The sequence below is a fragment of the Peredibacter sp. HCB2-198 genome (assembly GCF_045999315.1).
Lineage (GTDB): Bacteria > Bdellovibrionota > Bacteriovoracia > Bacteriovoracales > Bacteriovoracaceae > Peredibacter.
The window spans coordinates 3,071,015-3,093,999 of the sequence record NZ_CP174607.1; the positions used below are offsets into that span (position 1 = coordinate 3,071,015).

Below are 22,985 nucleotides of genomic sequence, written 5' to 3' on the forward strand. Positions count from 1 at the left end.
ACAATAGGTAGAAGAGCTGTTAAGACAATTATTCAAAAGAAGAAAATGGAAGATACCAAGCCGTTAGTTTTCAAAGAAGCAAAGAAGGAAGAAGAGGTCGTGAACCTCTCTAAATTCGATATTCAAGCATTCACTGATACCCAAGATTTCTCTTGGACATTAGACAACATAAAAAAAGAAGTTAAGACAGGATGGAAGCTTTTCTCTGTTACGACAGATGAAGAGATCGTGGCCGCGGTTCTTATGAGAAAAGATGGGGACACTCTCTTTACTAAGAACACTCCGATCAAGATGGCCTTCCAGGGGAATGGTTTTTCCCATCAGATTAAGAATTTTTACGAAGAAGAAGCTAAGAAGCAGCAGATTCGGAGAGTAGTGAACTACTGTCCGGTGGATAATTTCCGTATGATCGCCCTGAACGAAAGTCACGGCTATAAGAGAACTGGAAACGCTTTTGGTGTAAGTAATAATATTATCGAATGGGTAAAAGTCCTATAGAAAGCCAATAACAACAAAGGGAAAACATTTCCCAATTTAGACGGAGGAATTTTTATGGCTAAGAAGACAACAAAGAAAGCTGCTCCTAAGAAAGCAACTGCAAAGAAAGCTGCTCCTAAGAAAGCAACTGCAAAGAAAGCTACTGCTAAGAAAGCTGCTGCTCCAAAAGCTACAGCTAAAAAAGCTGCTGCTCCAAAAGCTACAGCTAAGAAAGCTGCTGCTCCTAAAAAAGCTAAAACAGCTCGTAAACCAAATGCTGCTTTCATGAAGCCGCTTAACCCTTCTAAAGAGCTTGCTGAAATCGTAGGTGCTTCTGCACTTCCACGTACAGAAGTTATGAAGAAAGTATGGGCTTACATCAAGAAGAACAACCTTCAAGATGCTAAAAACCGTCGTGCAATCAACGCTGACGATAAGCTAAAAGCTGTATTCGGCGGTAAAAAACAAGTTACTATGTTCGAAATGACTAAACTTGTTTCTAACCACCTTAAGTAGTCTTTAATTAGATTCTTAAAATGAGGGCTCCTTCGGGGGCCCTTTTTTTATGGTCAGGAAGCCCGAAGGGCGAGACCGGTATGCCGACGGTCGCAGCGGGGCGCCCCGTGGCGATGCTAAAGAGTCGGCGCTGATCGTATGTCGTGGGATCCGTTTGCCTCTCGATCGGCAAAAGTTACTGCCCTTAATTCCTTTCCAATTCCCACAAATTTAGCGATGATTTCTTCAAATTTTTTTGAGGAGTTTCACGATGAAATTGTTAGCAGCACTTTCGTTAGTAACTCTGCTTTTAGTTGGTTGTACTAAGAGCAAGGTATCTGACGTAAAAGAACTGAATCTTCTATCAGTGATGAAGGTTTCAGGTTTTGATCCGGCCCTAGGTGGCGATATGTACACTTCTGCCGAAATGGGGAAAGTGTATGAAGGTCTATATGAGTTCCACCCAGTTAAGCGTCCTTATGAGCTTATGCCAAATCTGGCAGAGGCCCTTCCAGAAGTTTCAAAAGACGGTCTGACATACACTTTCAAAATTAAGAAAGGTGTGATGTTCAGAGATGATCCGGCCTTCCCAAATGGTAAAGGTCGTGAGCTTAAGGCCTCTGACGTTGTATATTCTATCAAGCGTCTGGCGGATGTGAACGTTCGCAGCCGCGGTTGGTGGTTATATGATGATAAGATCGAAGGCCTAAATGAATGGCGCGATAGAAAGGGTAAATACGAAGAAGAAGTTTCAGGTCTTAAGGCCCTGGATGATTACACTCTTCAGGTAAAAGTGAAGAAACCTTATCCACAGCTTCTTTACGCTATGGCGATGCCTTTCTCTTTCATCGTTGCTCATGAAGCAGTCAACCACTACGGTAATGAATTCATTAACCACCCGGTTGGGACTGGTGCTTTCATTCTTAATAAGTATGAGCAGAGTAACACCATCGTGTACCACAAGAACCCAAACTACCGTGAAAAATACTTTCCGAATGCAGACGGAAGCAAAGGCCAGCGCGTTCCTGGTGTAGATAAAATCACGGTTCATATCATTCTTGAATCTCAGCCTCAGTGGCTTCAATTTAAGAAGGGAAAACTTGATATCTCAAACATTCCGAAAGACTTCTTTGAAGAGACTGTAGGACCCAATAAAGAGCTTAAAGGCGAGTTGAAAGACAAGGGTGTTAAGCTGGATTATATGCCAATGCTTGATGTAACTTTCTATGCTTTCAACCACGAAGATAAAACGTTCAAAGACGTGCGTGTTCGTCGTGCGATGTCTCTCGCTTACGAGCGTGCTGAATCAAACCGTCTTTTCTATAACAGCACAGCGATGGTTGCTCAGGGTGTGATCCCTCCTGGAATGGGCGGATACGATGAGAAATTCGAAAACCCATGGGTAAAATTCGACGTTGAACAGGCGAAGAAACTGATGAAGGAAGCTGGCTACCCAGATGGTAAAGGTTTCCCTGAAATAACTGTTCAAACAGTGAATGATACAGAAGCTCGTCAAGGTATCGAATTCTTCGCGAAGTGTATGGCGAGAATTGGTATCAAGATCAAGATCGGCACAAACACATGGCCTGAACTTGTGAACAAAGTTTCAAAGAAACAACACCAGATGTACACCATGGCGTGGGGTGCGGACTATCCGGATGCTGAAAACTTCCTAGGTCTATTGTACTGTCCATACCAAGCTCCGGGTTCTAACGGTGCTAACTACTGTAACCCTAAGTTTGATGAGATGTTTAAGAAGGCAACCATCATGCAAGATGGCCCTGAGAGATCCGCTCTTTACCGCGAGATCAACCAGATGGTTTCTCAAGACGTTCCGTGGATCTTCGGTTTCCACAGAACCAAGTTTACTGTGACAATGCCATGGGTTCGTAACTACAACTTCATGGAGTTTAACCACTCTCAATATCAGTACCTAAGTATTGATGTTGAAGCGAAGAAGAAAGAAATTTCAAAATTCTAAGTGACTAGGCCCGGATAAAACCGGGCCTTTTTTATAAGGGGAGGAATTTAAAAGCAAAAAAAGCAGAACCCATGGCCCATTTTAAAGTTCATTCCATAGCATTCCGATACGACATTTATGAAAGGTGCCTTGTTTATTCTAGGTTTTACTTTAGTGACATCGGTTTCTGCTAAGGACCCCGTCTATCAATACGAAGCGGGCGATGAGACCAGACATATCGTGGAACTCCTGGGTGGGCCGATTGAACCAACGGTCTTTTGTATCGACGATTTTAAGCGCTTCAAGGTTGAGAATTGTGCCGACAAGGAAAAAGAAGCGGTCAATATTTTTAATACCGCTCATTCGATGCTCCTCAAGATGGAGTTTGAAATTTATGATTACTCCGTCCGTCCTGAAATAAAAAATGATCAAAAAAGAGCGAGTGATCTCGAGCAAATTTCTAATAAGCTTGCTTGTATTAAAGATAAAATGAAGGACATCAGGATAACTTGTCATGATGGTGGCAAAGTCTGTGCTACGGGTGCCAGGGCCTATGTGACGCTTTATAATCCCTTCGCGAAGAAAAATCTTTTGAATCTCTGTTCAAATTATTGGGCCACTCCAGATGATTACAAGTCAGCGGTGATTATTCATGAAATCAGCCACCTTTGCGGAACCAGGGACTATGAATATATCAGTGATCCCGGTTACGTCATTGGGGTGCCGAAAGACACAAAAGAAGTGAATAAAAAGTTCCATCTCTGGAAGAAAAGTCCGAAAACCAAGACCGTGAATATTGCCGCTACCAACGCTGATTCTTACGAGTTTTGGGCCATTAAAGGCTTTTGCCTGCCTGGATTTGACTGCGAAGGAAAGGACTAGATCTTTCTCACGTCCTGGTACTGCTTGATCTTGAAATCATCAATGATCGAAGGGGCGAGTTCCGAATCCATAAACTGCTGACAATTGACGGTCGGATTTCCAGTCGGGAAACTGCCTTTCCCACCATAAAAGAGCACGCACTGATCAGTGTAAAAATTGAGATACTCTGGAAAATACATCTTAAAGTGATTTAAGATCGCGCGTTTTTTTCTTTCATCCAAAGAAGCAAGAATTCCATCCGGCAAAGGATCTAGTTCACGCATCTTCTTCATGACCGCATCTCGACGGTTACTTTTCTGGGCCAGTTCTCTTAAGCGGTTCCAGGAATAGTTAAAGAGTTCTCCCTGCGAAGGATTATCCAAGAGGTAGACCGTGTAGAAGAAGTCCTGAATGAACGAATCGGCCTTGGTTTGGGACTTGAGAATTTGAAAGGCGAGTTCTCGATCCAGCATTTTCGGCGGGGAGAATAGCCGTTTTCGGGCCTCTAAAATCAAAGACGGCATACAGTCAGGATGAATGGTGTGATCAATCTTGGTCATGAGGTCACCCTCAGGGCCCAGCTTAATATAGTCGATTTCGATTTTTCCCCACAGGGCCGTCATCACGAACTCTTTTTTGCAGTAGAATTCGCTCAAATTACTTTTCAGGGCCACTTCCAGAAAAGACCAACTAGAAAGAGGGGACTCTTTGTAGATGGAAGTCAATTCGGCGAGCTTAAACGAGACCTCCGGATCAGTTTTGTCTTTTTCCCAAAAGGCCTTAAGGTCGTTCCAGCAAGGGTTGTCCCCTTTAAGGCAGGCTCGAAGGAAGCGCTGGCCGATTTCCTGGCGACGAACCTTAAAAACGTCGTCAGATTTAAGACTTGGCCAGTCATAAAGAGACTCGATCTTATGAAAATCCTTACGGTTAATTTCTGATTTACTGAGAACGCTCCGACTGTACTGGTCACCCATCTTGGAAACCATGGTTTTCCAGGCCTCTTGACGTTCAGATGGTCGGATATCCAAGGCATGCTGGAAAAACTCGTAATGGGAACCCTCATTGGCCAGGACCTCAAGGTCCGCCAGGGAATAGGTCTCCGCCACCGTAAAAGTGGACCAAAAACAGGCCATGAATAATAAAAGTTGAGGCATATATTTATTTTAGGCCGTCTCTCGTAAAGGCGTCAATTTCTGGTTATAACTGGAACATTCATTTTTTTGGAGGCCCTGTGAATCTTAAAGGTGTTCCTGTTGTTAAAAAACGGGTTGTTGGTCAATGGCAAATTTCTTTCTACGAAGAATTTGATTCAGTTCTTTTCCCGGGTGGAAATCTTCACTCCGAGGTTGAAGTTCTTATTAGTTTTGTCACGAAAAAAGGTTTTGGTTCCGGCTTCCGTCGTGAAGTGGTGATCAATGCTTTCCCTTTTCTTTGCGCAGTAAGGCCCGAAGAAAAATCAATCTACATCGGCACGAGACGCCTTTCACGTGAGCTTGCGCTTTTGAAGCTACATGAAGTGAATCCGGTCTTGATTGACCAGGACATCGAAAAACTTTTCTTTGCGCTTAAAGAGCATGTCGAAAAAATCAGCACCATTTCTCCCACCAACTTTCCTTCAGAAATTGAATGGGTTTCAGTTGAAAATAATCTTCCTCAGTTCTGGAACAAAGAGCAGTGGAAAGACGTGGATGACGAAGCGAAAGTTATCCTGAAGCAACTAGTGAAGAAAGTCGGCGACTACCACTCAAGTGCTTTCGAAAAAGTTTCTGACTACGGTCTGACTCTTACCGCCCAGTATGATCTTATCCGCGTACACCTTTTGAAGTTCCTGGCGGTTCTTCCTTCTTTGGATCACGATAAGAACGGGACTGAAGTGAAGCGCAACCTCCTTGAGAGCTTACGTCGCTTGGGCGAAGATTCACGTGCCATCTCCATGGAGAAGAAGCGCGGGACTCGTCAGCTTCCGCTTTATCTTACGATTTTATTCGGGGCCGCTTTCCATATTGCTCAAATGCTTCCGGCCAATATCCTGGCCGCAGTTGTTCGTTATATGGTTCGTATGATGGCAAAACGCTTTATCGCAGGTGAGAGTATCAATACTTCTCACGCCACACTTCGTGACCTTCGTGAAACAAATCGTGAAGCGACTCTTGATCAACTTGGAGAACTAGTCGTTTCTGCCAAAGAAGCAGATGAATATTTCGAAAAAGTTCTTCAACTTATTCACGGTCTAAAACAGCACGTACCAAAAGGTGAGAAGAACAAAGCGGGCATTCTTAAAGCACACGTCTCCATTAAAGTTTCGGCCCTGTCACATGATTTCCGTCCGCAAGCTTTCGAGGCGACTTATGCTAAAGTTGCTCCAAGATTGCGTCGTATATTACAAGAAGCCGAGCGTGAGGAAGTTTTCATCCAAGTAGATGCTGAACACTATCACTACCGTGATCTGGTGCTGGCGATTTATGAGAAAGTTCTTCTGGAAACTCCAGAACTAAAAAACTACGACCAAACTGGTATCGTAGTTCAGGCCTATCTTCGTGATGGTTCAAAACACCTTATGGATGTGGTTGAGCTGGCGAAGAAGCGCAAGCATCCAATGCGTATCCGTCTTGTAAAAGGTGCTTATTGGGACGCTGAAACCATTGAAGGTGAGGCCCACCAATTCACTCCGCCTCAATTCTTAAACAAAGAAGAGTCGGATCTTCACTTCAGACAGCTTGCTTACCTTGCCCTTAAAAATCACGAGCACATTCACCTGGCCGTGGGATCTCACAACCTTCAAGACCATGCGTTCGTTGAAAGTATGAGAACTCTGCGTTTCCCTCAGGCTCCAGTGATTGAGCACCAGTGTCTTCACATGACATACGAGGCCCTTTCTCATGGTCTAGCAAAGATGGGATGGCCCACAAGAAACTATATGCCGATCGGAAACCTTCTGGTTGGTATGGCCTATCTGGTTCGCCGAATTATGGAAAACTCTTCTCAAGTGGGAGTTCTTTCCATCATGCGCTCTCACCAGAAGGCGAGTGGTCTTATTTCTCCAGTGGAAGTTCATGCTTCTAAGAAGAAGGCCCACACGATTCAATTCGATAGTTTTATTACTCAACTTAAGAGTGATTTCGCTCCAGCAAGACCTCTTCGTCTTTTCTTAAAAGATGAGCGCGAGGCGCTTGAGAAGAGCATTCATGAACTCACTACTAAAATTGCCGCTAATCAAGACACCTGGAAGAACTCTTCTGAAACAAAAGTTGTTTCAAGTTCTCGTCCCGATCTGGTGATTGGAACTTATAAAGCGAGTACTAATTCTGAAGCAATTAAGACTGTTGAAGAAGCTGAAGCTGCCCTCATGAGTAGCTGGTGGAGCAAGCAGTCGCTTGCTCTTTATCGCGTGTCTGTGCTTCTTAAGGCCGCTGATATCATGCTTTTAAAGCGAAACTCGCTTTCAGCTCTCATGATGTATGAAGCAGGGAAGACCATGACTGAGGCCCTGGCCGATGTTGATGAGGCGATTGACTTCATTAACTTCTATGCCCGTCAGGAAATCTCTCTTCAATTAAGTCATCAGAAACTTACCAACCGTGGTGTGATCACAGTGATTGCTCCTTGGAACTTTCCATTGGCCATCCCTTGTGGAATGACAGTTGCTCCTCTGGTTGCCGGAAATGCAGTTATCTTAAAGCCAGCTGAGCAAACTCCGCTGATTGCGATTGAACTTTATAACATCCTTATTGAGGCCGGAGTTCCAAAAGAAATCCTTCACCTCATTCAAGGTGATGGTGAAGTTGTAGGTGCGCCACTTGTGACTCATCCAAAAACGGCCGGAATTGTTTTCACGGGTTCAAAAGGCGTGGGCCAGTGGATCTACCGTCATGCGGGCCAGGAAACGATCCAGCACTACTATCACCAGATTCCAATGCAGAAGAAAGTGATCACTGAGATGGGTGGTAAAAACGCCATCATCGTAACCAATAACTGTGAGCTGGATGAAACCATCTCAGGCATTCTTTACGCGGCCTTCGGTCACTCTGGACAGAAGTGTTCGGCCGCTTCTCGTGTGATTGTTCACAAAGAAGTAAAAGACGCTCTAGTTGCCCGTCTCATGCAGGCGATTCGTGACCTTAAAGTTGGTGAGGCCCTGGATCCATCTACGGCCGTTAACCCTCTTATCACTCGTGAAGATCAAGAACGCGTGAAGAAGGCCATCGAAGAAGCAAAAGATGAAGCGATTCGCTCTCAGGGTAAGATCCTGATTGACCGCTCGTTCGAAAAACTTCCAGGCTTCTGTGTGGGACCTGCGCTGTTTGAACTTCCTGCGTTCCAGGCACGCAAGAAAGATTCTTGGGCACAAAGAGAGATCTTCGGGCCAGTGATTCACTTAACTGAATACGAGTCTATGATTGAGGCGGTTGAGCTCTTTAACGGCACTGAATACGCCCTGACCGGCGGTATTTATTCTCAGTCTCAGGACGACATTGATTTCCTTCTTCGTTTCCTTCGTGCAGGTAACATCTATGTGAATCGTCCGAACACTGGGGCGCGTGTGGCGATTGAGCCATTCGGCGGTTTCAAACTTTCTGGAACTGGACCTAAGGCCGGTGGCACAGATTACGTGAAGGAGTTCCACTTCATTCTTTCAGCACAAGATACTCAACCTCATGAAGGGAAGTGGGCCCCTGATAGCGGTTACGCTCTCATGACTCCACGTCCTTCACTTATTTCAACTGCTGGCCGCGTGTCTCGTTTCGAGCATTTCGCCAATGGCTTCATTGATCAGTATGAACTTTTCATGGGCACAGTGAATGAGAAGGAAAAAGCGCAGCTTCTGGGCTTCGTGAACTGGGTCAAAGGAAATCTTGGTGAGTACCTCAATGGCCACCACCTCAATTTTGTGATTCCTGGACAGCTCTCTTATAACGATAAGTCGATCATTAAAGATGCAGGTCTTTTTGTGACTGTTTCTGCCCGCCCAAGTCTTAAGTCTGTGCACTATCTCTTTGGTGCTCTGGCCCTTGGTTGTGGTGTTTCTATCGCTTGTCTTACTGAGGAATCTTATAAGACATGGAAAGGCATCCTCGATCTTGCTTGGAAAGCGGGCTTTTCGAAGACCAACATCGACATCACCTTTATGTCGCAAACAACTCTTAGCGAGCTTTTAAAAGAGCCACACTACAGCTTCATCTATGCTGGCCATTATGTTCAGTACCGTGATCTGTTGTACAAAGGTGTGCTTGAAGGAAAATCTCTCAGTGAAACTATGCGCTTAATTCTCTCTGAAGTTGACGGGGTTTCCCTTGAACCTTCACAGGTTTTAGATCAGTTTGTATGGACCCGTTCTCTGGCGATTAATACCATGAGACATGGGGCACCACTGGAGTTGAACGCATGAGAGTACTAGTTCTTGGCGCTGGAAAAATGACTGAGGCGATCCTGACTGGATTTAAGGCCTCGGAAGATCTTTCTAATTGGATGATCTTTTCTCCTTCTGGTGTATCGGCCAAGAATCTAAGTGCTAAGATCGGCGCCAAAGTTGTCACTGATCTTCAGAACATCGAAACTCCGGATTGGATTTTGGTGGGCTGTAAACCTCAACAGCTTCCTGATTTAAAACAGCTCTTGGGTGAAAAATTTAAAGATTCATTATTCGTAAGTATTCTTGCCGCTGTCTCTGAAGAAGAGCAGCGGCGAGTTCTTAACGCCAAATACCTCATCCGTGTGATGCCGAATCTTCCGGTGGAATACAGAGAGGGTGTGAGTCTTCTTTGTTCGGAATCGGCACGGGCCCGTTTGGGTTCTTTTGAGGCCCTTTTCACAAAACTTGGAACGGCCCTTATTGTGAGTGAAACAGAGTTAGATGAACTGACTCTTCTCACGGGGTCAGGTCCGGCCTTCTTCTATGAATTCGCCAAAAACCTTTCTCATTCTTTCGAGTCCATGTCAGAAGAGCAACGTGAAAAACTTGTTCGACAGGTGCTGTTAGGGGCCGCAAAATCTGGTAAATCTTCCAAAAAATCACTCTCAGAAATGACGGACGCCGTGACTTCAAAGGCCGGTGTGACCATTGCTGTGCTTGAAAACTGGCGCTCTCAGGGGTTTTCAGAGTTTGTGAAAAAAGGAATCGAAGCTGGAAAAAAGCGCACAGAAGAGATTAAGGCGCTTCTTCGTCAAAGCTAAAATCGGCCTTTTCCTGATCCAATGTCTTATAGAGATCACTGTCACAGAATGTGGTTTGAACAAAACTCATGCAGCGGTTGAGTTCTTTATCGGTTTTTTTACCGTTAAGGATTTTTCTTTGATTCTTAGAAAGTGTCACCTGGTGCTCTCTTAAAAGCTCATCCACGTAACCACAGGTACAGTTTTGATCACAGGTCTTAACCAGCTGATCCACTTCTTTTGGATCGTCCAGCATCGCCTCCATATCATCTTGAACCACTTCCATTCTTGGACGGATCGTGCGCAAGAGGAGGGAAGCTTCATCATGATCAGGAACACAAGATAAAGGCGCCATTTCCTCATCAAAAATTTTAGTCAAAAGCTCAGTTCCGAGGATCAGTTCTCCGCGGGAAAATTCTTTAGGGGCCACAGGTTTCGGAGGAGCTTTAACTTCCTCCTTTTTAACAGTGGAACAACCAACAAGAATAAACAGAATAAGCACTAAAATTTTGGACATACGGTCTCAACACCTTCATTCATTTGAGTCACGATTTCACCAACAGTACAAACTCTTCTGCCTTCTTGAGACACATGATTCATGAGCTCAATTGAGGCCTGTACTGTACGAAGGTTAGTGTCATGAAAAAGGAGAATACCCGAGTCTCGGGGAGTCTTTCTCATCATGGCCTTTGCCCTCTTTACTATCATATCTGGACTTTGGGCCAGCCAGTCAAGGGTATCAATGTTGTAAACCACATGAATTAAGTTTGTATCAGCAATTTGTTGCCGAACGTTGGGTGTGGTGATCCCAATGCCGTAAGGCAAACGGAAATACTTAATGTCGAGATCGAGCTTCTTTTCTATGTTTTGAGTCGCCTGCTTGATCTCTTTTTCTAGAGTCAAAGTTCCCACCGTGGTCAAAAGCTTGTGCGAATAAGAGTGAGAGGCGATTTCCATGCCCGCATCACGGATAAGTTTGGCGGTCTTAGTGTCTTTCTCTACTTTCTGGCCCAGTTGAAAGAATGTCGCCTTAAGCTTCTTTTCCTGAAGGTTTTTAAGGACGATGGGAGAAACAGTTGCGTCCGGGCCGTCATCAAAAGTGATGGCCCATACTTTGGCCGGGAATTCCTGGCCCGTGATATTGCCGGTTTTTCCTTCATGAGGCGCAAACTGGATGGTACTTGAGCGGATTTTTAGTTTCATTAAGTGAGAAAGATGCTCAATGTTTTGCTCGTAGATTTGAAATTCTTTACGGCGATCCTGTTCCTCGTATTCTTTTCTGATCTCGCTTTTAGAAGGCAGGGCCACTTCTCGTAGTGTAAGTTGAAGAGAGGCGGCGAGGTTTTCCATGGCCAGAGTGGCAAGGGGTGAGAGCATAGAAAACTCTCTGATACGCTCTTCAAGAATATTGATCTTTGGATCCTTCTTTTTATGAAGATAGTCCCAAAGCTCTTTCAGCTCGTCCTGAATTTCGTCCATTTGGGTACGACTGGCCACTAAACGCAGATAAGGCCCTTGGAGATAAAGCTCTTCCAAAGACGTTCCAGGAATCGCCTCATCAAACTGAATCAGATTGCTTTGAGCGATCACATAATAACTGTGGATAGAAAGAAGTTTTTCGTCGATTTCAGCGCTAAATGATTGGGTCTCTTCTTGAAGAAGTTGTTGCATGCTAAGGGAAGCAATCTCTCTTTTCTGAGATGAACTCTGAGTGTTCCAAAGCTTGAATCCACCACAGCTTGTGATCACCATTAAAGAAAGTATAAAAGGCCACTTCAGCATATCTTCTCCAACGAATACCTGACGATAACTATTCGGAAGAAATGGATAAAACTTGAGTTTCCCCGTCACTTTTAGGCAGTATTTGCTCCTCAATGATATCTATTTGAACATTGAGGGTCCTTGGTGGATACTTAAGGAAGGAGGATCTATGGAAGATATACGTTCGGTACTTTCGCAATTTCACTCCAAAAAGAGACGCGAAGACGAGGTTGAAAAATCCGGAGTCGGTCCCTCTGCCGTGGCCTCTAGCTCTGAGATCCCCGATGTCTTTTTTGATGAGATCCTTCAAAAATTCAAATTGAATCGTTCCGAAATCTCCCTTTTGATGTATCTTTACCGCCAGGTTTGGTGCCGCCCTAATCTCTATAAGTCTCACGGGATTGGGCCCTTAAATTCTTATTCTGACCTCTGTACAATTCTAGGAATCACTCCTGAAGAACTAGGGCAGTATCTAAGAAACTTAGAGAAGTTTGGATTTATCGAAACTGTTCGTGCCGGCCAGTATTTTGTGAGAAAGTTTTTTACTGAGGCCCTCGACAAGCAATATGGACAGAACTACGACGAATTCTTCTAGAGTAGGGGACAGCTCACTCTCTCTCAGGCTTTCAACCCTTCATCATCAATATCAAAACGAAACAAGCATCTGGGACATTGGTTGTGACCATGGACTCCTGGGGCTTTCTTTCCTGAATCATGAGCATGTAAAAGCAGTTCACTTGGTAGATCCATCGGATCTCGTCATAAAGACATTAAAAGATAAGTTTAAAGCTACGTATATTTCGAGCCCCAAATTATTTATCCATCACCAACCAGGCCAAGCTGTAAAACTAGACCCGAATTCTAACTGCATCTTTATTGCTGGTATGGGAGGAAAAGAGATAGGCGAGATTATTCAGAATCTCATTCCCCAGCTGACCTCAAACGACCGCCTAGTCATCTCACCACATCGTAAGATTCTAGAGTTGCGAGTACTGCTACATTCAATGAATCTGGACCTTTTACATGAAGAAGTTCTGAAGGAAGATGGGCAATACTACCAAATTATGGTGCTCGCTAAGAGTGAAAAATCCGGTCTCATTCCTCTTTATGGAGAGAAACTTTGGACTTCTGAGACGGGCAGGGAGTACCGAATTCACCAACTGAAACACTTTGACCTCCACCAGGATGTGGCATCTAGGCAGTACATTTCTTTCCTTAAATCGCTAAATAGCTGAAAACAACCCATCAATAAAAAAAGTGCTATACTTAATGTATGGCAGGGAACCTTTTGTTTTACTATTTTGGTGATGACGAGGCCTACTTCAAGACACTACAAGGGGAGATGAGGCTTCATTGCCGCTTGGCCTACGATCTGAAGAAAGTTTACGCGACTGATGAGAAGAAGATTCAATCATTGTTTCTCACAATCTACAAAACTCGTCCGGCCGGTATCTTCATAGATTTTTCAAAAAACACGCAAGACTACTTACACCTGGCCCGTATCATTGCCCGCACACCACTTGAGCATTCCATGATCACAGTGGGTCTGGTGGATTATCTTTCGCCGCCAGAAGTGTTAATGGAATCCGTCGCAACCGGAGTGAATCTTACTCACATTAAAAGTGCTGAATCTTTTGATGTGGTTTTCGATGTCATGAGTTTAATTTCTCCTGGGCAAATGTCCCACGGATTTGCGACCGCAGGATTAAAAGAAGATCTAGAGGCCGGCATTCCGGTTAAGATTGGTTACATCCATAATGAAGGCATTCATTTTGAAACTGATTACAAGCTCACCAAGGGCTCTAAGATTGTTTTAAATCACCATTGGGCCCAGAAGAAAACTGTTCCCTCGAAGACCGTGACCATCAATAACATCACGTCCATGAATCTTTTTTACCAATTTAAGTACGCAGTGGACGCGGAATTCATGTTTATTGATGAGTTCTTGCCACCAGAAGGCATGGATGAGGCTACCATTGCTGAGAAAAAAACTGAGAGAGAAGATCTTATTCAATACCACCATAAGCTTTTGTCCCGCTGGATTGACGATAATATGTCCCGATCCTTTGAAAAGCGTGCGAAAGTCCTTGTGGTAGATGGTGAATTTAAATTTTATCAAGATCAACAACGCACGGATAAGCATCCTTATACCATTCGTTGCGTGCCATTTCTCCAGGACGTGGGGCTTGAACTGGACAGATTTCAACCTCAAGTGATTGCTTTTGCCATAGATAAAAAAGAAAAAGACAATCCTAAGAACACACAACAGGCACTTGATCATTTGGTGAATGCGATCAAAAACAAGTTCTCTGACATAAGTCCATTTATCATTATTTTTAACTCTGAATTTTCGTCGAAACAATGTCAGGACAATCTTCAGTACGCCAATATCATGGCCGTAAATGGAGAAATGTCGGTGGATCTGCTCGTGCGTATGGCGGACATTTTTGAGAAAAAAATGGCCAGCATGCCGGTAACGACCCCGAAGAAAAGTGAAAGAAGAGTTTATATTAAGAAAACCAATTCGGCCTCTATCAGCGAAATCATGATTCCAATTAAGATCGTTAAACTCTCCGAATCCGACATGATTTTTCAAACCGACATTCCCTTAGTCGTGGGCTCAAATCTTCATTTAACCACACCGGTGGACATGTATGTGAACGTTCAGCTCACAAAAAACCAGGGAAAAGTTCCGGAATATCATGGCCTCATTCATTGCATGGGCGAAGATGACAAGAAAGAACTTCGCCGCTACGTAAATTCGATTTTCTTCCGTGACCATGATGCTCAGGTGAATGCAGAAACAGAAGAATTTAAGAAATTAAACGAAGCAAAACTGCAAGAAAAACTTGAAAACGAGTCCATTAGCGCAGAATCAAAAGAGCCGGAAACCGAAGGGGAGACTTAACCTTGCCTTTTAATCCTCACGGGTCTATGTTTTCTCCATGAGATTATTAAAAATTATCTTTGTTTTTTTCCTGATTTATTTCATCCGTCGCTTTATACAGATGTATAGAACCATGAAGCAGATCCAGGACGCTCAATTAAAGGCCCATGAAGACCTTTTACGCCGTCAGAAGACCGCAGAACAGACCCAGGCCGGAAACGTCATTAACGCCGATTTTAAGGTCGTAGATTAGAGATTCCGAATACGTTTCCGGAGTTCAGAACTTGGACCCTGCGGGCCCGCAAAAGTTTCTTTAATCAGATCGGGCCAGATTCCCAGAACTTTTTCTTTGTCCTTCATTTGTGAATTTCGAATGGTAATTTCGGCCTCGATAAGCGATGTCGTCGATAGCGTAAGACCACGCTTGTGCATCTTCTGATAAAACTCTCTCCACAATACCTGATAATCCGATTCCTTTTCTTTCTTTTTCAAGTAATACAAATACCAGGAATAAAGACCCATAAAAACCACGAGCATGATGGGAATAATCGAAAAGAGCCACTGACGTTTAAACTTATAACGAGAAAGCCAGGCGTCTTGAGTGTAATAATCCACTTGCTCAAGCCATGTATAAAATAGGAAATCCCATTGGCCAAACCATTGCTTCATGTCCTGAAAGATTCTCGGCATCCGGACATAGCGGTTCTTCTGATAAACACCATTTCTCACTGACTGCATGAAGGCGTCTCCGCCAAGTTTCACACGGTCGGGAGCGATCCATTCTGTTGGATCCAGGCGTTGCCAACGATTATTTTCAAAGGCCTCAACCCACACATGGGCATCGTTTTGAGTCACGAGATAAAAATCTGCAAACTGATTATAAGTTCCACCCATAAAGCCTGATACCAGACGGGTCGGAATTCCATTCGCCCTCAAAATGATCGCCACCGCCGAAGCGTAATGAGAACAAAGTCCCACTTTCTTGGTCTGCATGAATTCCTCAAAAGAAGAACTCTTGCCTGGGCTCAAAGAATAGCTAAAACCTTTATCATAAAAATAGCGCTGAATATTGCGACCAAGTTCTTTGATATCGGCCCCTTTAAAATTATCCTGGATCCACGACTTAGTTTTCCTCGGTAAAGGAAGACTAAGGTACTGGCCCATGTGTTCTAAAGTTTCAGAGGGCCTCTCAGCTCGACTAATGACTTCATAACGTGGAATCCACTGCCAACGTCTTTGAGTCATGGTCTTCATTTGAGGAAGTTCAAAAATGTCCTTCCCAAAACTAAGTGCCACCGGTGCGTCCAAGGCGAAGAAATAATCCGAACGTTTATACAGCCTGAAAGTTTGCTTCAACTCACCCGCATGAACATCGAACGCATTTATTCGTCTGGGTTCGCCACGTTCAATACTGGCGAGATTCCAGTTCCAACCGTCATTTGAGATGAGCGTATTACCACGCCAATACAGGGCCTCTTGATTGAGGGGTCTATTAGTCAAAACCTGAAAGGCCGGTGAATTGTTTCCTTCAAGGGACTCAATTTGAGAGATATTCACGTCAGGGGTATAGCCAATCTCCCCTGGTCCGGTTTGTCCTCCCTGGAGAGGGATAGGATTTAACAGGCGAGGAACAGAAAAGAACATAAAAAAGGTGAGGGGGAGGACCCAAATCACTGCCTTCCCTAGATCTTTTAAGCGCCATTTCTGGCCCAGGAACGAATAGAAATCTCGGATAAGAATCATGAAACTCACACCAAAGAACAAAACATAGGTGAGTGTCTTCTCAAATAATGAGCCGGCCGAAATGAGAAGCAATAATCCAAAGAAGATCATGTATCGGTCACGATCAGAATCTTTCTCAAGAATCTTTAAAACGATGATGGAAGTTAGAAAGTTTAGCCCTACTTCCGGATCAATGATTTTTCCGTAGCTGATCCAGTAAGATGCAAATACACCAAGTGCGAGTAAATTTCTTACGAGTTTTGACGTCTTAATGCCAAATGAAACGGCCAGAATTCCACCAATCACAAAGATCATGGTGGCCGGCGTGAGGACTTCGTACATGAGTCCCGCAAAAACCATCAGCACTAAATTCTGGCGAATATCTTCTTTTAACATTTCGCGAGTTCCTTCAAGCACTCACGAAGTTGATGCTCAGTTTTACCAGATGGTGTTTTTAGGGAAAATGGAATGGATTTTTCAGAACAATAAACGAGCTGAGTCGCTAATTGTGATAATTGTCCTTCAGTGGGCCCATGAAGTTCAAATTTAACTTCGGCCTCCTGGAGTTCTTCGCCTTCTTTAACGACTAACTCTCCAGAACGGGCGTAATGTTTCCAACTAATTTTGCGTGATTCTTCGCCTTGATAAGGACCCAGGTTCCAAGCATCATGGGGACCCTTGTTTAAGGTCGAAATTTCACCCTCAGTATGGGACGGCGTTGATGGTAGAGCGCCCAGGTCTTTTGCTTTCACGGGATATGCGTATGCAGTGACATCCACATTAAATGTAATCCACGCGCGATAAAGACCAAATGGTTGTGATGTTGAAACTTTTAATTTCGCGAATTGATAAACGCCACGTTTAGGAAAGATCAAATGAGCATCTGAGCGTTCTTTGGTGTTATGAAAGGCCTTCACGGGAATTTTATCTAATAAAAGATCCCAACTGAGCGGTCCTTCCGGGACCTTTTTCCAATGGATACTCACTACAGTCAGATCTTCTGCAAAATTGTCCGTGACTTGCACGCTTCCAAATTTTAAACCATGCAAATGAAAATGGGTCTGAATCACCCAGATAAGATTTAATCCGAATAAAAACAGCGTAAAAATCAGTAAGAGATTATTGCTGTAACCAACCGAGAGTAAAAACATAAGAAAGATCAGGCCATTTAAATAGCCACCCATGCGGGTCGGAAGGATGTAAATCCGTTCTTTCTTCATTTGTCTTTAACGAAGGCCACAGTGTTGATGAATTCACGGGCCCTCATAAACTCCATATTGGCAGTTAATGAATGCTGGGAAAACATGCGATGTCCGGACACATAAGGGAATACATTTTGAATATCATCCGGAACGACGAAATTTCTATTTTCAAAATACGCCCATGCACGAGCAGCTTCTAAGAGATCAAGGCCCGCACGAGGACTGAGACCCCACATATCATCTTTTTTACGAGATGCTTGCAGCACATCCGTGAGATATTCGAGCAAAGTTGGTGATACAGTCACGGCCCGAATTTCAACTTCCCATTTTTTAAGTTCCTGAGAAGTCACGAATGGAGATAACCCATCCAGTTTTTCTAAACGAGGGCCCGTTGTTAGAAGTTCCATCTCCTCAGACTTAGATAAGTGCCCCATGGAGAACTTAAAAAGAAAGCGATCTAGTTGGGATTCCGGTAGGGGATAGGTGCCATACTGCCCTCTTGGATTTTGAGTGGCAAATAAACAGAATCTTTCTGGTAATTGATGAGCTACCCCATCCACGGTCACATGTTTTTCTTCCATGGCCTGGAGTAATGCACTTTGAGTTTTCGGAGTTCCGCGATTGAGCTCATCCGCGAGAATTAATTCTCCAAAAATGGGACCTGGCTTAAAGATGAATCTCTCCGATTCTTTATGAAAGATGGAAACTCCCAGGATATCGGACGGCAATAAGTCGCTGGTAAATTGAATACGCCGAAAATCCAGACCTGTGGCCTTGGCAAAGAATTTCACCAGTGTGGTCTTACCCATGCCCGGCACGTCTTCAATTAAGACGTTTCTATTAAGAAGAAGGGCCATGAGACCAAGGCGCAACTGAACCTTATTTCCAGGGAGAAAGCTTTCACCTTGGAATAAGAAGTTATCTAGATTTTTTGACATGAAGAAATCGTAACATGCCCCGGATAATTGTCAGAGAATAAAAAATAGGGGGGTTATGAGGGGAGGAAGTTTGCAGGGATAAGTCCCCTATCTTATTGAATCCCTAAAATACCTGATGTTTTAACTACAGTTATAAGCATACCTGCCGATAAAATGGTCCATCAGCGCATTGTTGGCTGACTAACACGGGAGGCACGTTTGAACGTTAGAAACCTAGAAAATTTCCAAGAGGCACTGGTTGGCCAGTACCGTGACCTGATCCACGAGGCCATTCTTGAGAGTGAAACTGATCATAAAACCAGGATGGATCTAGGTAAGCTAAATGCAAAACTTAGAGTTATCTGCAAGGCCGCTCAATATGACGGGCTTTCTGAAGATACGATTTCTCAACTGATCGACGAAGCTATCCCGGCGCCAAAAGCCGCTTAATTTTTCACATTACATTCATTGAATTAAAGGTTTCTCCCATGATAAAAACATGGAGAAACCTTTATTCGTTTTTGGAGAGTTTAAATGGAATTGGAACAGGCGATTGAGCTATTGAAAACAGCAGTAAAAAACAACGGCGTAAACGATGAAAGGCACATTGATTTAACGTTGGTTCCGGTAGAACAGAAGGCCCAATATGAGAAGGCCTTGGTCGTTTCAAAGATGGCGATACTGGACGGTAAGATGACCCAGGATGAGTTCAAAAGACTGGTTCATTTGGATATCTAATTGAATTTACTTAACGCGATGCACGATAATCTTTCTTATCGTGCACACAGTTTCAGGCTTCTTAAGGTGTTCTTAATCACCTTTTCTATGGCTTCTGGACCCTTAATGGCGGCCGATATCGCCACATTAGAATTTAACAAAACTTATCCCAATGAGATTTCCCTGGTTCTAACGAACCAGACTCTCCAGCAAAATATGGATAAGAATTTTGCCCAGATTCCCTGCAAACCACGGATCATTTCTAACGGGCAAATTCAAGAGAACTATTTCCTGAAATCTTGCCGTGGTTATGTGACGAAATTTCTTTTAGATTCTGGTTATGAAATGAAAAACTGGCGGACGTTCGTTAAATAAAGTCCACCAGTCACTTATCTTTACTTACAGCACTGAGTTTCAGGATCAAGATTACATGTCGTCGGTGGTCTTACTCCAAATATGGCCTTTACCTTCATTCGAGTCAGTGCTCTTGGGTTCGAATCAATTCTAACATCTGTTATCCGTATCCAGGCATTTCGTGGAAGAATCAATTCTTCTTCTGTGTCAGTATGATTTGGTGGTTGCCTTGCAGGTAACACGACACTTACTCGAAGAGCTTTAAGCCTGTTTGGTAATTGAATCATTATGTAGGTTCCACCAAGGCCAAACATCTCGCCTCTTTCCGTGCCTGTTGTTGTGCTGGTATAGCCTAGATATAAACAATATTGGTTTTCCTTAAATATAGTTCGCCTTTCGCCACGATACACGACAATGGGAGCAGGAATAGGTTTGATCGTTCTCATCAAAGCATCCATTGCATTGATGTGTTTCGCATACTTTGACAGAAGTTCCGGATTCCCAGTTCTTAAACCTTGATTAATTCCTGTGTACTCGGTTGTTTTATAGTCCCATACAATTTCTTGCTGCTGTTTAGTAAATGAAGTTGGGTCTGGATAAGACATGTAATAGCCGTTCCACTCATCATTGGTCCAAGATTGTGCAGGCCTGTTCTGGCGAATTGCCTCGTCATAAGACCCAATCCATTTAGCAATGATGTCCGGATGATGACGGTAAATTTGAGCAAATGAAGAGAATGAAAAAAGGGCCAAGATTAATAGAAATTTCATGGCCTAAATTAATCAATAAACTCAAATTTAAGCATATAAATTGAAAATTTTACATATTCCTCTGTCCTAGAGAAATTTCCCAGGTGTACATTTCTCTAAATCTGCTGATTACCAACTGCATTTTCAGGAATCACGGGAATCATTTCGCAGTTCTCAATTTGCTTCCCATCATCTGAATAATGAAGTTTCACTTTTACGTTCCCACGGTATGCATTCCTGATACATTTTCCTGCGCGACTGTCTTCAGCAACGGTATACACGCCATGCTTGTCTTCCAAGAATTTCACTGTCATTTCTTTGTAAGTATCATCAAATGTAATGGTTCTCACAAAGTCTGTTCCATAAGGATCTCGAGCGAAGGCCGCTCCTGAAATAAAAAGACCTAGAATTAAGTATTTCATAATTACCTCACTGGAGCTGATGGACTGACCAGTTTGCAGCCTTTTATATCATCTGCATTTTCCTCGAACGTCAGTTTCACCTGCATTTGTGCTTCGTAAGCATTTTTTAAACAAGGTGCTACCGCGTCCCCTTCAGAAATTCGAAATACTTTGCCATTGCCCCAGAATGAAATAATGAGTTCCTGGCGACTTTCATCAACATCAATATCTCGGACTTCTTCAATAACATTGAATTTTTTCACGGCAAAAGCTGAAGTGGATAATAACAAAAGTGATAAAAGGTACTTCATAAGAGTGCTCCTTAAGTTCATTTTGTTATGCGGGAAATTCTAAATCAATTTAAGAGGGAATAAAGTCAATTATTCGCAGGAATAGCTGATATACCAGTAGTTACTTTTATAAGTATCAATGCTTTTAACGGCCGGATTATAAGTACTTAAAGTGAAATTATCTGGTCTCTCCCCTTCCTCTAATACTTTATATTTTCCGTTACAAGCCTCACTCATTTCTTTAAAAGCATCTTCACGTCTTTGCTCTCTGACATAGGAAAGACCTTCATTTAAGTATTTTACCATTCCAACTGGTCGGTAATTTTCAGGAGCATGCTCAGGCACTTTGGGTTTAGTGACATGAGAGGCTGAACATCCCATCAAAATAACAAGAATCAAAAAGAATTTCATCTGCAAGAACTCCCTAAACACATTTTGAAATGGTGGAAAATTCAATGCAATTTAAGAGGAGATTAAGTCAATTATAAATCCAAACTCAGAGACTGATGAATTTTTTGTCTTCTCTTATTATAGGCCTTCGTCATGGAGATATCTCGGTGGCCCACAAAATCGGCCACTCTTTCCAGAGCATGTCCCTTATCTAATAACATACCAATGACAGTAGAACGGGCCGAGTGAATGGTAATGTCTCCCCTAACGCCAATCATCTTAGCGTATCTCTTGATGATGTAATTAAGAGTCTTGGGATCAAGAGGGCGATTCACATTATTTTTTGTACCTCGGAAAATGTAATCATCCTGGGTCATCGAATATCCGGCGGATTCGGCCCACTGAAGATATTCGGAAAGTGCGGCTTCTGCCTTCGGATTTAGAGGTGTGATCATTTCACGGTGACCTTTGGCGAAATACTTAACCACGGTGAAACCATTTTGTTCATCGAGGTTTTTAAACTGCAGATGTGAGACCTCACGGTGGCGCATACCAGTGGTGAAGAACAATGTGAGAATGGCCTTATGAAGTTTTCCTGATGGAAGATCAGTGTTGATTGCGGCCAGGAGATGAACCACTTCCTCATCAGAGAGATCCTGGGTCTTCACTTCCTTGGGAATGCTGAATCGCTTAACTCTCGCTACTGGATTTTTTTCAATTAAATCCAAATCCATCAAGTAATCATAAAATGACCAAAGGGTCGCAAGAATCCGGTTCACACTGCGTGGTGAATAATCTTCTTTAAGTAAAAGATCTTTGAATGCCACGACATGGGCATGCTCAACACGAGTCTCATCAATAAAGCGAAAATGATCCTGCAAGAATCCCAGAAATTTTCGGAGGTCCCGCGTATAAGCATCACGGGTGTGTTCAGAACTGAAGTTATGGATGAAGCCGTAATAGAGTTTGTTCCGATCAACACGGCCAGATTTGGTGAGTTTAAAATCACTAAAGACTTCGAGATTCATAGAACAACTCTTTTATTAGAATTCCAATCCAGACAAAACGAGAGTAGGGCCCAGTCCTCACGGGGAAGCATCTTCTGCAGGGTCTTTGGCGTGTAGTTTAAAACTTTAAGCAGGAGCATGACCTGATCTACGGTCTTCGTAATCGTGGCCCTTTCTTTGATCGTAAGTTCAAGCTTTTCACCCTTCTTAACTCTCCCCTCAAAGCTTTTAAGTTCCAATTGAACGGTCTTTAAGGACTCTTTCAGGACTCGCATGTGCCCAAGGCTGCGTTTTTCGTGTTCGATAAAACGCTCAATAATAAAACGGATCTTGCGGCCTCGGCCCTGGATCTTGGTGTCTTTAACCACCATGCTGTCCAGGAACTTTAAAAATTCCGGTGCCAGACACAGGGTGAAATTGCGTGCCTTCTTTGATTCATCCTTCGTGGGGCGCCCAGGTTTTCTTTCAGCTTTCTTTTTGAAGGCCGGTGCGGGTTTCGATTCAACAAAATGTTTTACGATGGGTTCTGCCGCCATTGCCTCAGGCTTCTTTTGCAAAAGCCTTTTTAAAACCGATTCACTGCCCATTTTTGAACTCCCTACATGCCCTATTTCCACAGAACAAAAACCTAAGACGCATCGTTCT

At 43.4% G+C, this 22,985-nt stretch carries 25 protein-coding genes; 13 read left to right on the forward strand and 12 right to left on the reverse strand.

The features are described 5' to 3' along the window. Window positions 1–45: 45 nt before the first annotated feature. The 4 genes from ACJVC5_RS15545 (at window position 46) to ACJVC5_RS15560 (ending at window position 3,814) form a co-directional block, all read left to right on the forward strand. Complete coding sequence (locus ACJVC5_RS15545) at window positions 46–498, forward strand: hypothetical protein (RefSeq protein ID WP_408096453.1); 453 nt, start codon at window positions 46–48, stop codon at window positions 496–498. 54 nt (window positions 499–552) lie between these two features. Next, window positions 553–993, forward strand: a complete 441-nt coding sequence (locus tag ACJVC5_RS15550; protein ID WP_408096454.1) for an SWIB/MDM2 domain-containing protein — start codon at window positions 553–555, stop codon at window positions 991–993. A gap of 250 nt (window positions 994–1,243) precedes the next feature. Then, window positions 1,244–2,953 carry an ABC transporter substrate-binding protein gene (locus tag ACJVC5_RS15555; protein WP_408096455.1) on the forward strand — a complete coding sequence of 570 codons (1,710 nt, stop codon included), beginning with the start codon at window positions 1,244–1,246 and terminating at the stop codon, window positions 2,951–2,953. A gap of 117 nt (window positions 2,954–3,070) precedes the next feature. Continuing rightward, window positions 3,071–3,814: a M35 family metallo-endopeptidase gene (locus ACJVC5_RS15560; RefSeq protein ID WP_408096456.1), complete on the forward strand. Its 744-nt coding sequence runs from the start codon at window positions 3,071–3,073 to the stop codon at window positions 3,812–3,814. Here ACJVC5_RS15560 and ACJVC5_RS15565 read toward each other — a convergent pair. Further along, the gene (locus tag ACJVC5_RS15565; protein ID WP_408096457.1) at window positions 3,811–4,947 is read right to left on the reverse strand and encodes a hypothetical protein; all 1,137 of its coding nucleotides are present in this window, start codon (window positions 4,945–4,947) and stop codon (window positions 3,811–3,813) included. The two genes, ACJVC5_RS15560 and ACJVC5_RS15565, sit on opposite strands and share 4 nt — an antisense overlap. Window positions 4,948–5,024: 77 nt before the next feature. On the opposite strand from ACJVC5_RS15565, the gene ACJVC5_RS15570 reads away from it, so the two are divergent. Then, window positions 5,025–9,179, forward strand: coding sequence for a proline dehydrogenase family protein (locus ACJVC5_RS15570; protein WP_408096458.1), 4,155 nt, complete (start codon window positions 5,025–5,027; stop codon window positions 9,177–9,179). Continuing rightward, on the forward strand, window positions 9,176–9,964 hold the full coding sequence (locus tag ACJVC5_RS15575) for a pyrroline-5-carboxylate reductase family protein (RefSeq protein WP_408096459.1): 789 nt from the start codon (window positions 9,176–9,178) through the stop codon (window positions 9,962–9,964). The genes ACJVC5_RS15570 and ACJVC5_RS15575 overlap by 4 nt, the downstream gene beginning before the upstream one ends. Here the strand turns inward: ACJVC5_RS15575 and ACJVC5_RS15580 are convergent. Continuing rightward, a complete protein-coding gene (locus tag ACJVC5_RS15580) occupies window positions 9,939–10,460 on the reverse strand; it encodes a hypothetical protein (RefSeq protein ID WP_408096460.1) in 522 nt (173 codons plus the stop codon). The two genes, ACJVC5_RS15575 and ACJVC5_RS15580, sit on opposite strands and share 26 nt — an antisense overlap. Continuing rightward, entirely contained in the window at window positions 10,445–11,725 is a 1,281-nt protein-coding gene (locus ACJVC5_RS15585; protein ID WP_408096461.1) for a polysaccharide deacetylase family protein, read from the reverse strand. The genes ACJVC5_RS15580 and ACJVC5_RS15585 overlap by 16 nt, the downstream gene beginning before the upstream one ends. Before the next feature lie 148 nt (window positions 11,726–11,873). Between ACJVC5_RS15585 and ACJVC5_RS15590 the strand changes: the two genes are divergently transcribed. From ACJVC5_RS15590 to ACJVC5_RS15605, 4 genes are read left to right on the forward strand one after another with little or no spacing between them, the layout of a single operon-like run. Then, window positions 11,874–12,299, forward strand: coding sequence for a hypothetical protein (locus ACJVC5_RS15590; protein ID WP_408096462.1), 426 nt, complete (start codon window positions 11,874–11,876; stop codon window positions 12,297–12,299). Continuing rightward, window positions 12,271–12,939, forward strand: coding sequence for a tRNA (adenine(22)-N(1))-methyltransferase TrmK (locus ACJVC5_RS15595; protein WP_408096463.1), 669 nt, complete (start codon window positions 12,271–12,273; stop codon window positions 12,937–12,939). The genes ACJVC5_RS15590 and ACJVC5_RS15595 overlap by 29 nt, the downstream gene beginning before the upstream one ends. Window positions 12,940–12,977: 38 nt before the next feature. Continuing rightward, window positions 12,978–14,612 (forward strand): hypothetical protein, encoded by a 1,635-nt coding sequence (locus tag ACJVC5_RS15600; RefSeq protein WP_408096464.1) that lies wholly within the window; start codon window positions 12,978–12,980, stop codon window positions 14,610–14,612. Between the two features lie 37 nt (window positions 14,613–14,649). Beyond that, on the forward strand, window positions 14,650–14,844 hold the full coding sequence (locus tag ACJVC5_RS15605) for a hypothetical protein (protein ID WP_408096465.1): 195 nt from the start codon (window positions 14,650–14,652) through the stop codon (window positions 14,842–14,844). Here the strand turns inward: ACJVC5_RS15605 and ACJVC5_RS15610 are convergent. Genes ACJVC5_RS15610 through ACJVC5_RS15620 form a run of 3 tightly spaced genes read right to left on the reverse strand, consistent with a single transcriptional unit; the run spans window position 14,841 to window position 18,453 of the window. Then, window positions 14,841–16,709 (reverse strand): transglutaminaseTgpA domain-containing protein, encoded by a 1,869-nt coding sequence (locus tag ACJVC5_RS15610; protein ID WP_408096466.1) that lies wholly within the window; start codon window positions 16,707–16,709, stop codon window positions 14,841–14,843. The two genes, ACJVC5_RS15605 and ACJVC5_RS15610, sit on opposite strands and share 4 nt — an antisense overlap. Continuing rightward, a complete protein-coding gene (locus ACJVC5_RS15615) occupies window positions 16,703–17,533 on the reverse strand; it encodes a DUF58 domain-containing protein (RefSeq protein WP_408096467.1) in 831 nt (276 codons plus the stop codon). Before ACJVC5_RS15615 ends, ACJVC5_RS15610 begins: the two co-directional genes overlap by 7 nt. Further along, window positions 17,530–18,453 carry an AAA family ATPase gene (locus tag ACJVC5_RS15620; protein WP_408096468.1) on the reverse strand — a complete coding sequence of 308 codons (924 nt, stop codon included), beginning with the start codon at window positions 18,451–18,453 and terminating at the stop codon, window positions 17,530–17,532. Before ACJVC5_RS15620 ends, ACJVC5_RS15615 begins: the two co-directional genes overlap by 4 nt. A gap of 198 nt (window positions 18,454–18,651) precedes the next feature. Between ACJVC5_RS15620 and ACJVC5_RS15625 the strand changes: the two genes are divergently transcribed. The 3 genes from ACJVC5_RS15625 to ACJVC5_RS15635 all read left to right on the forward strand — a co-directional run bounded on the left by ACJVC5_RS15625 (window position 18,652) and on the right by ACJVC5_RS15635 (window position 19,524). Further along, on the forward strand, window positions 18,652–18,882 hold the full coding sequence (locus tag ACJVC5_RS15625) for a hypothetical protein (RefSeq protein ID WP_408096469.1): 231 nt from the start codon (window positions 18,652–18,654) through the stop codon (window positions 18,880–18,882). Window positions 18,883–18,966: 84 nt separating this feature from the next. Beyond that, window positions 18,967–19,170, forward strand: coding sequence for a hypothetical protein (locus ACJVC5_RS15630; protein ID WP_408096470.1), 204 nt, complete (start codon window positions 18,967–18,969; stop codon window positions 19,168–19,170). 87 nt (window positions 19,171–19,257) lie between these two features. Beyond that, entirely contained in the window at window positions 19,258–19,524 is a 267-nt protein-coding gene (locus ACJVC5_RS15635; RefSeq protein WP_408096471.1) for a hypothetical protein, read from the forward strand. Window positions 19,525–19,544: 20 nt separating this feature from the next. Here ACJVC5_RS15635 and ACJVC5_RS15640 read toward each other — a convergent pair whose 3' ends face one another. The 6 genes from ACJVC5_RS15640 to ACJVC5_RS15665 all read right to left on the reverse strand — a co-directional run bounded on the left by ACJVC5_RS15640 (window position 19,545) and on the right by ACJVC5_RS15665 (window position 22,927). Then, window positions 19,545–20,273: an ADP-ribosyltransferase gene (locus ACJVC5_RS15640; protein ID WP_408096472.1), complete on the reverse strand. Its 729-nt coding sequence runs from the start codon at window positions 20,271–20,273 to the stop codon at window positions 19,545–19,547. Window positions 20,274–20,368: 95 nt separating this feature from the next. Beyond that, window positions 20,369–20,674 (reverse strand): hypothetical protein, encoded by a 306-nt coding sequence (locus tag ACJVC5_RS15645; RefSeq protein WP_408096473.1) that lies wholly within the window; start codon window positions 20,672–20,674, stop codon window positions 20,369–20,371. 2 nt (window positions 20,675–20,676) lie between these two features. After that, window positions 20,677–20,964, reverse strand: a complete 288-nt coding sequence (locus ACJVC5_RS15650) for a hypothetical protein (RefSeq protein WP_408096474.1) — start codon at window positions 20,962–20,964, stop codon at window positions 20,677–20,679. A gap of 69 nt (window positions 20,965–21,033) precedes the next feature. Then, complete coding sequence (locus ACJVC5_RS15655) at window positions 21,034–21,354, reverse strand: hypothetical protein (RefSeq protein WP_408096475.1); 321 nt, start codon at window positions 21,352–21,354, stop codon at window positions 21,034–21,036. Window positions 21,355–21,425: 71 nt separating this feature from the next. Then, window positions 21,426–22,361 (reverse strand): tyrosine-type recombinase/integrase, encoded by a 936-nt coding sequence (locus tag ACJVC5_RS15660; RefSeq protein WP_408096476.1) that lies wholly within the window; start codon window positions 22,359–22,361, stop codon window positions 21,426–21,428. Next, the gene (locus tag ACJVC5_RS15665) at window positions 22,358–22,927 is read right to left on the reverse strand and encodes a hypothetical protein (RefSeq protein ID WP_408096477.1); all 570 of its coding nucleotides are present in this window, start codon (window positions 22,925–22,927) and stop codon (window positions 22,358–22,360) included. The genes ACJVC5_RS15660 and ACJVC5_RS15665 overlap by 4 nt, the downstream gene beginning before the upstream one ends. Window positions 22,928–22,985: the final 58 nt, after the last annotated feature.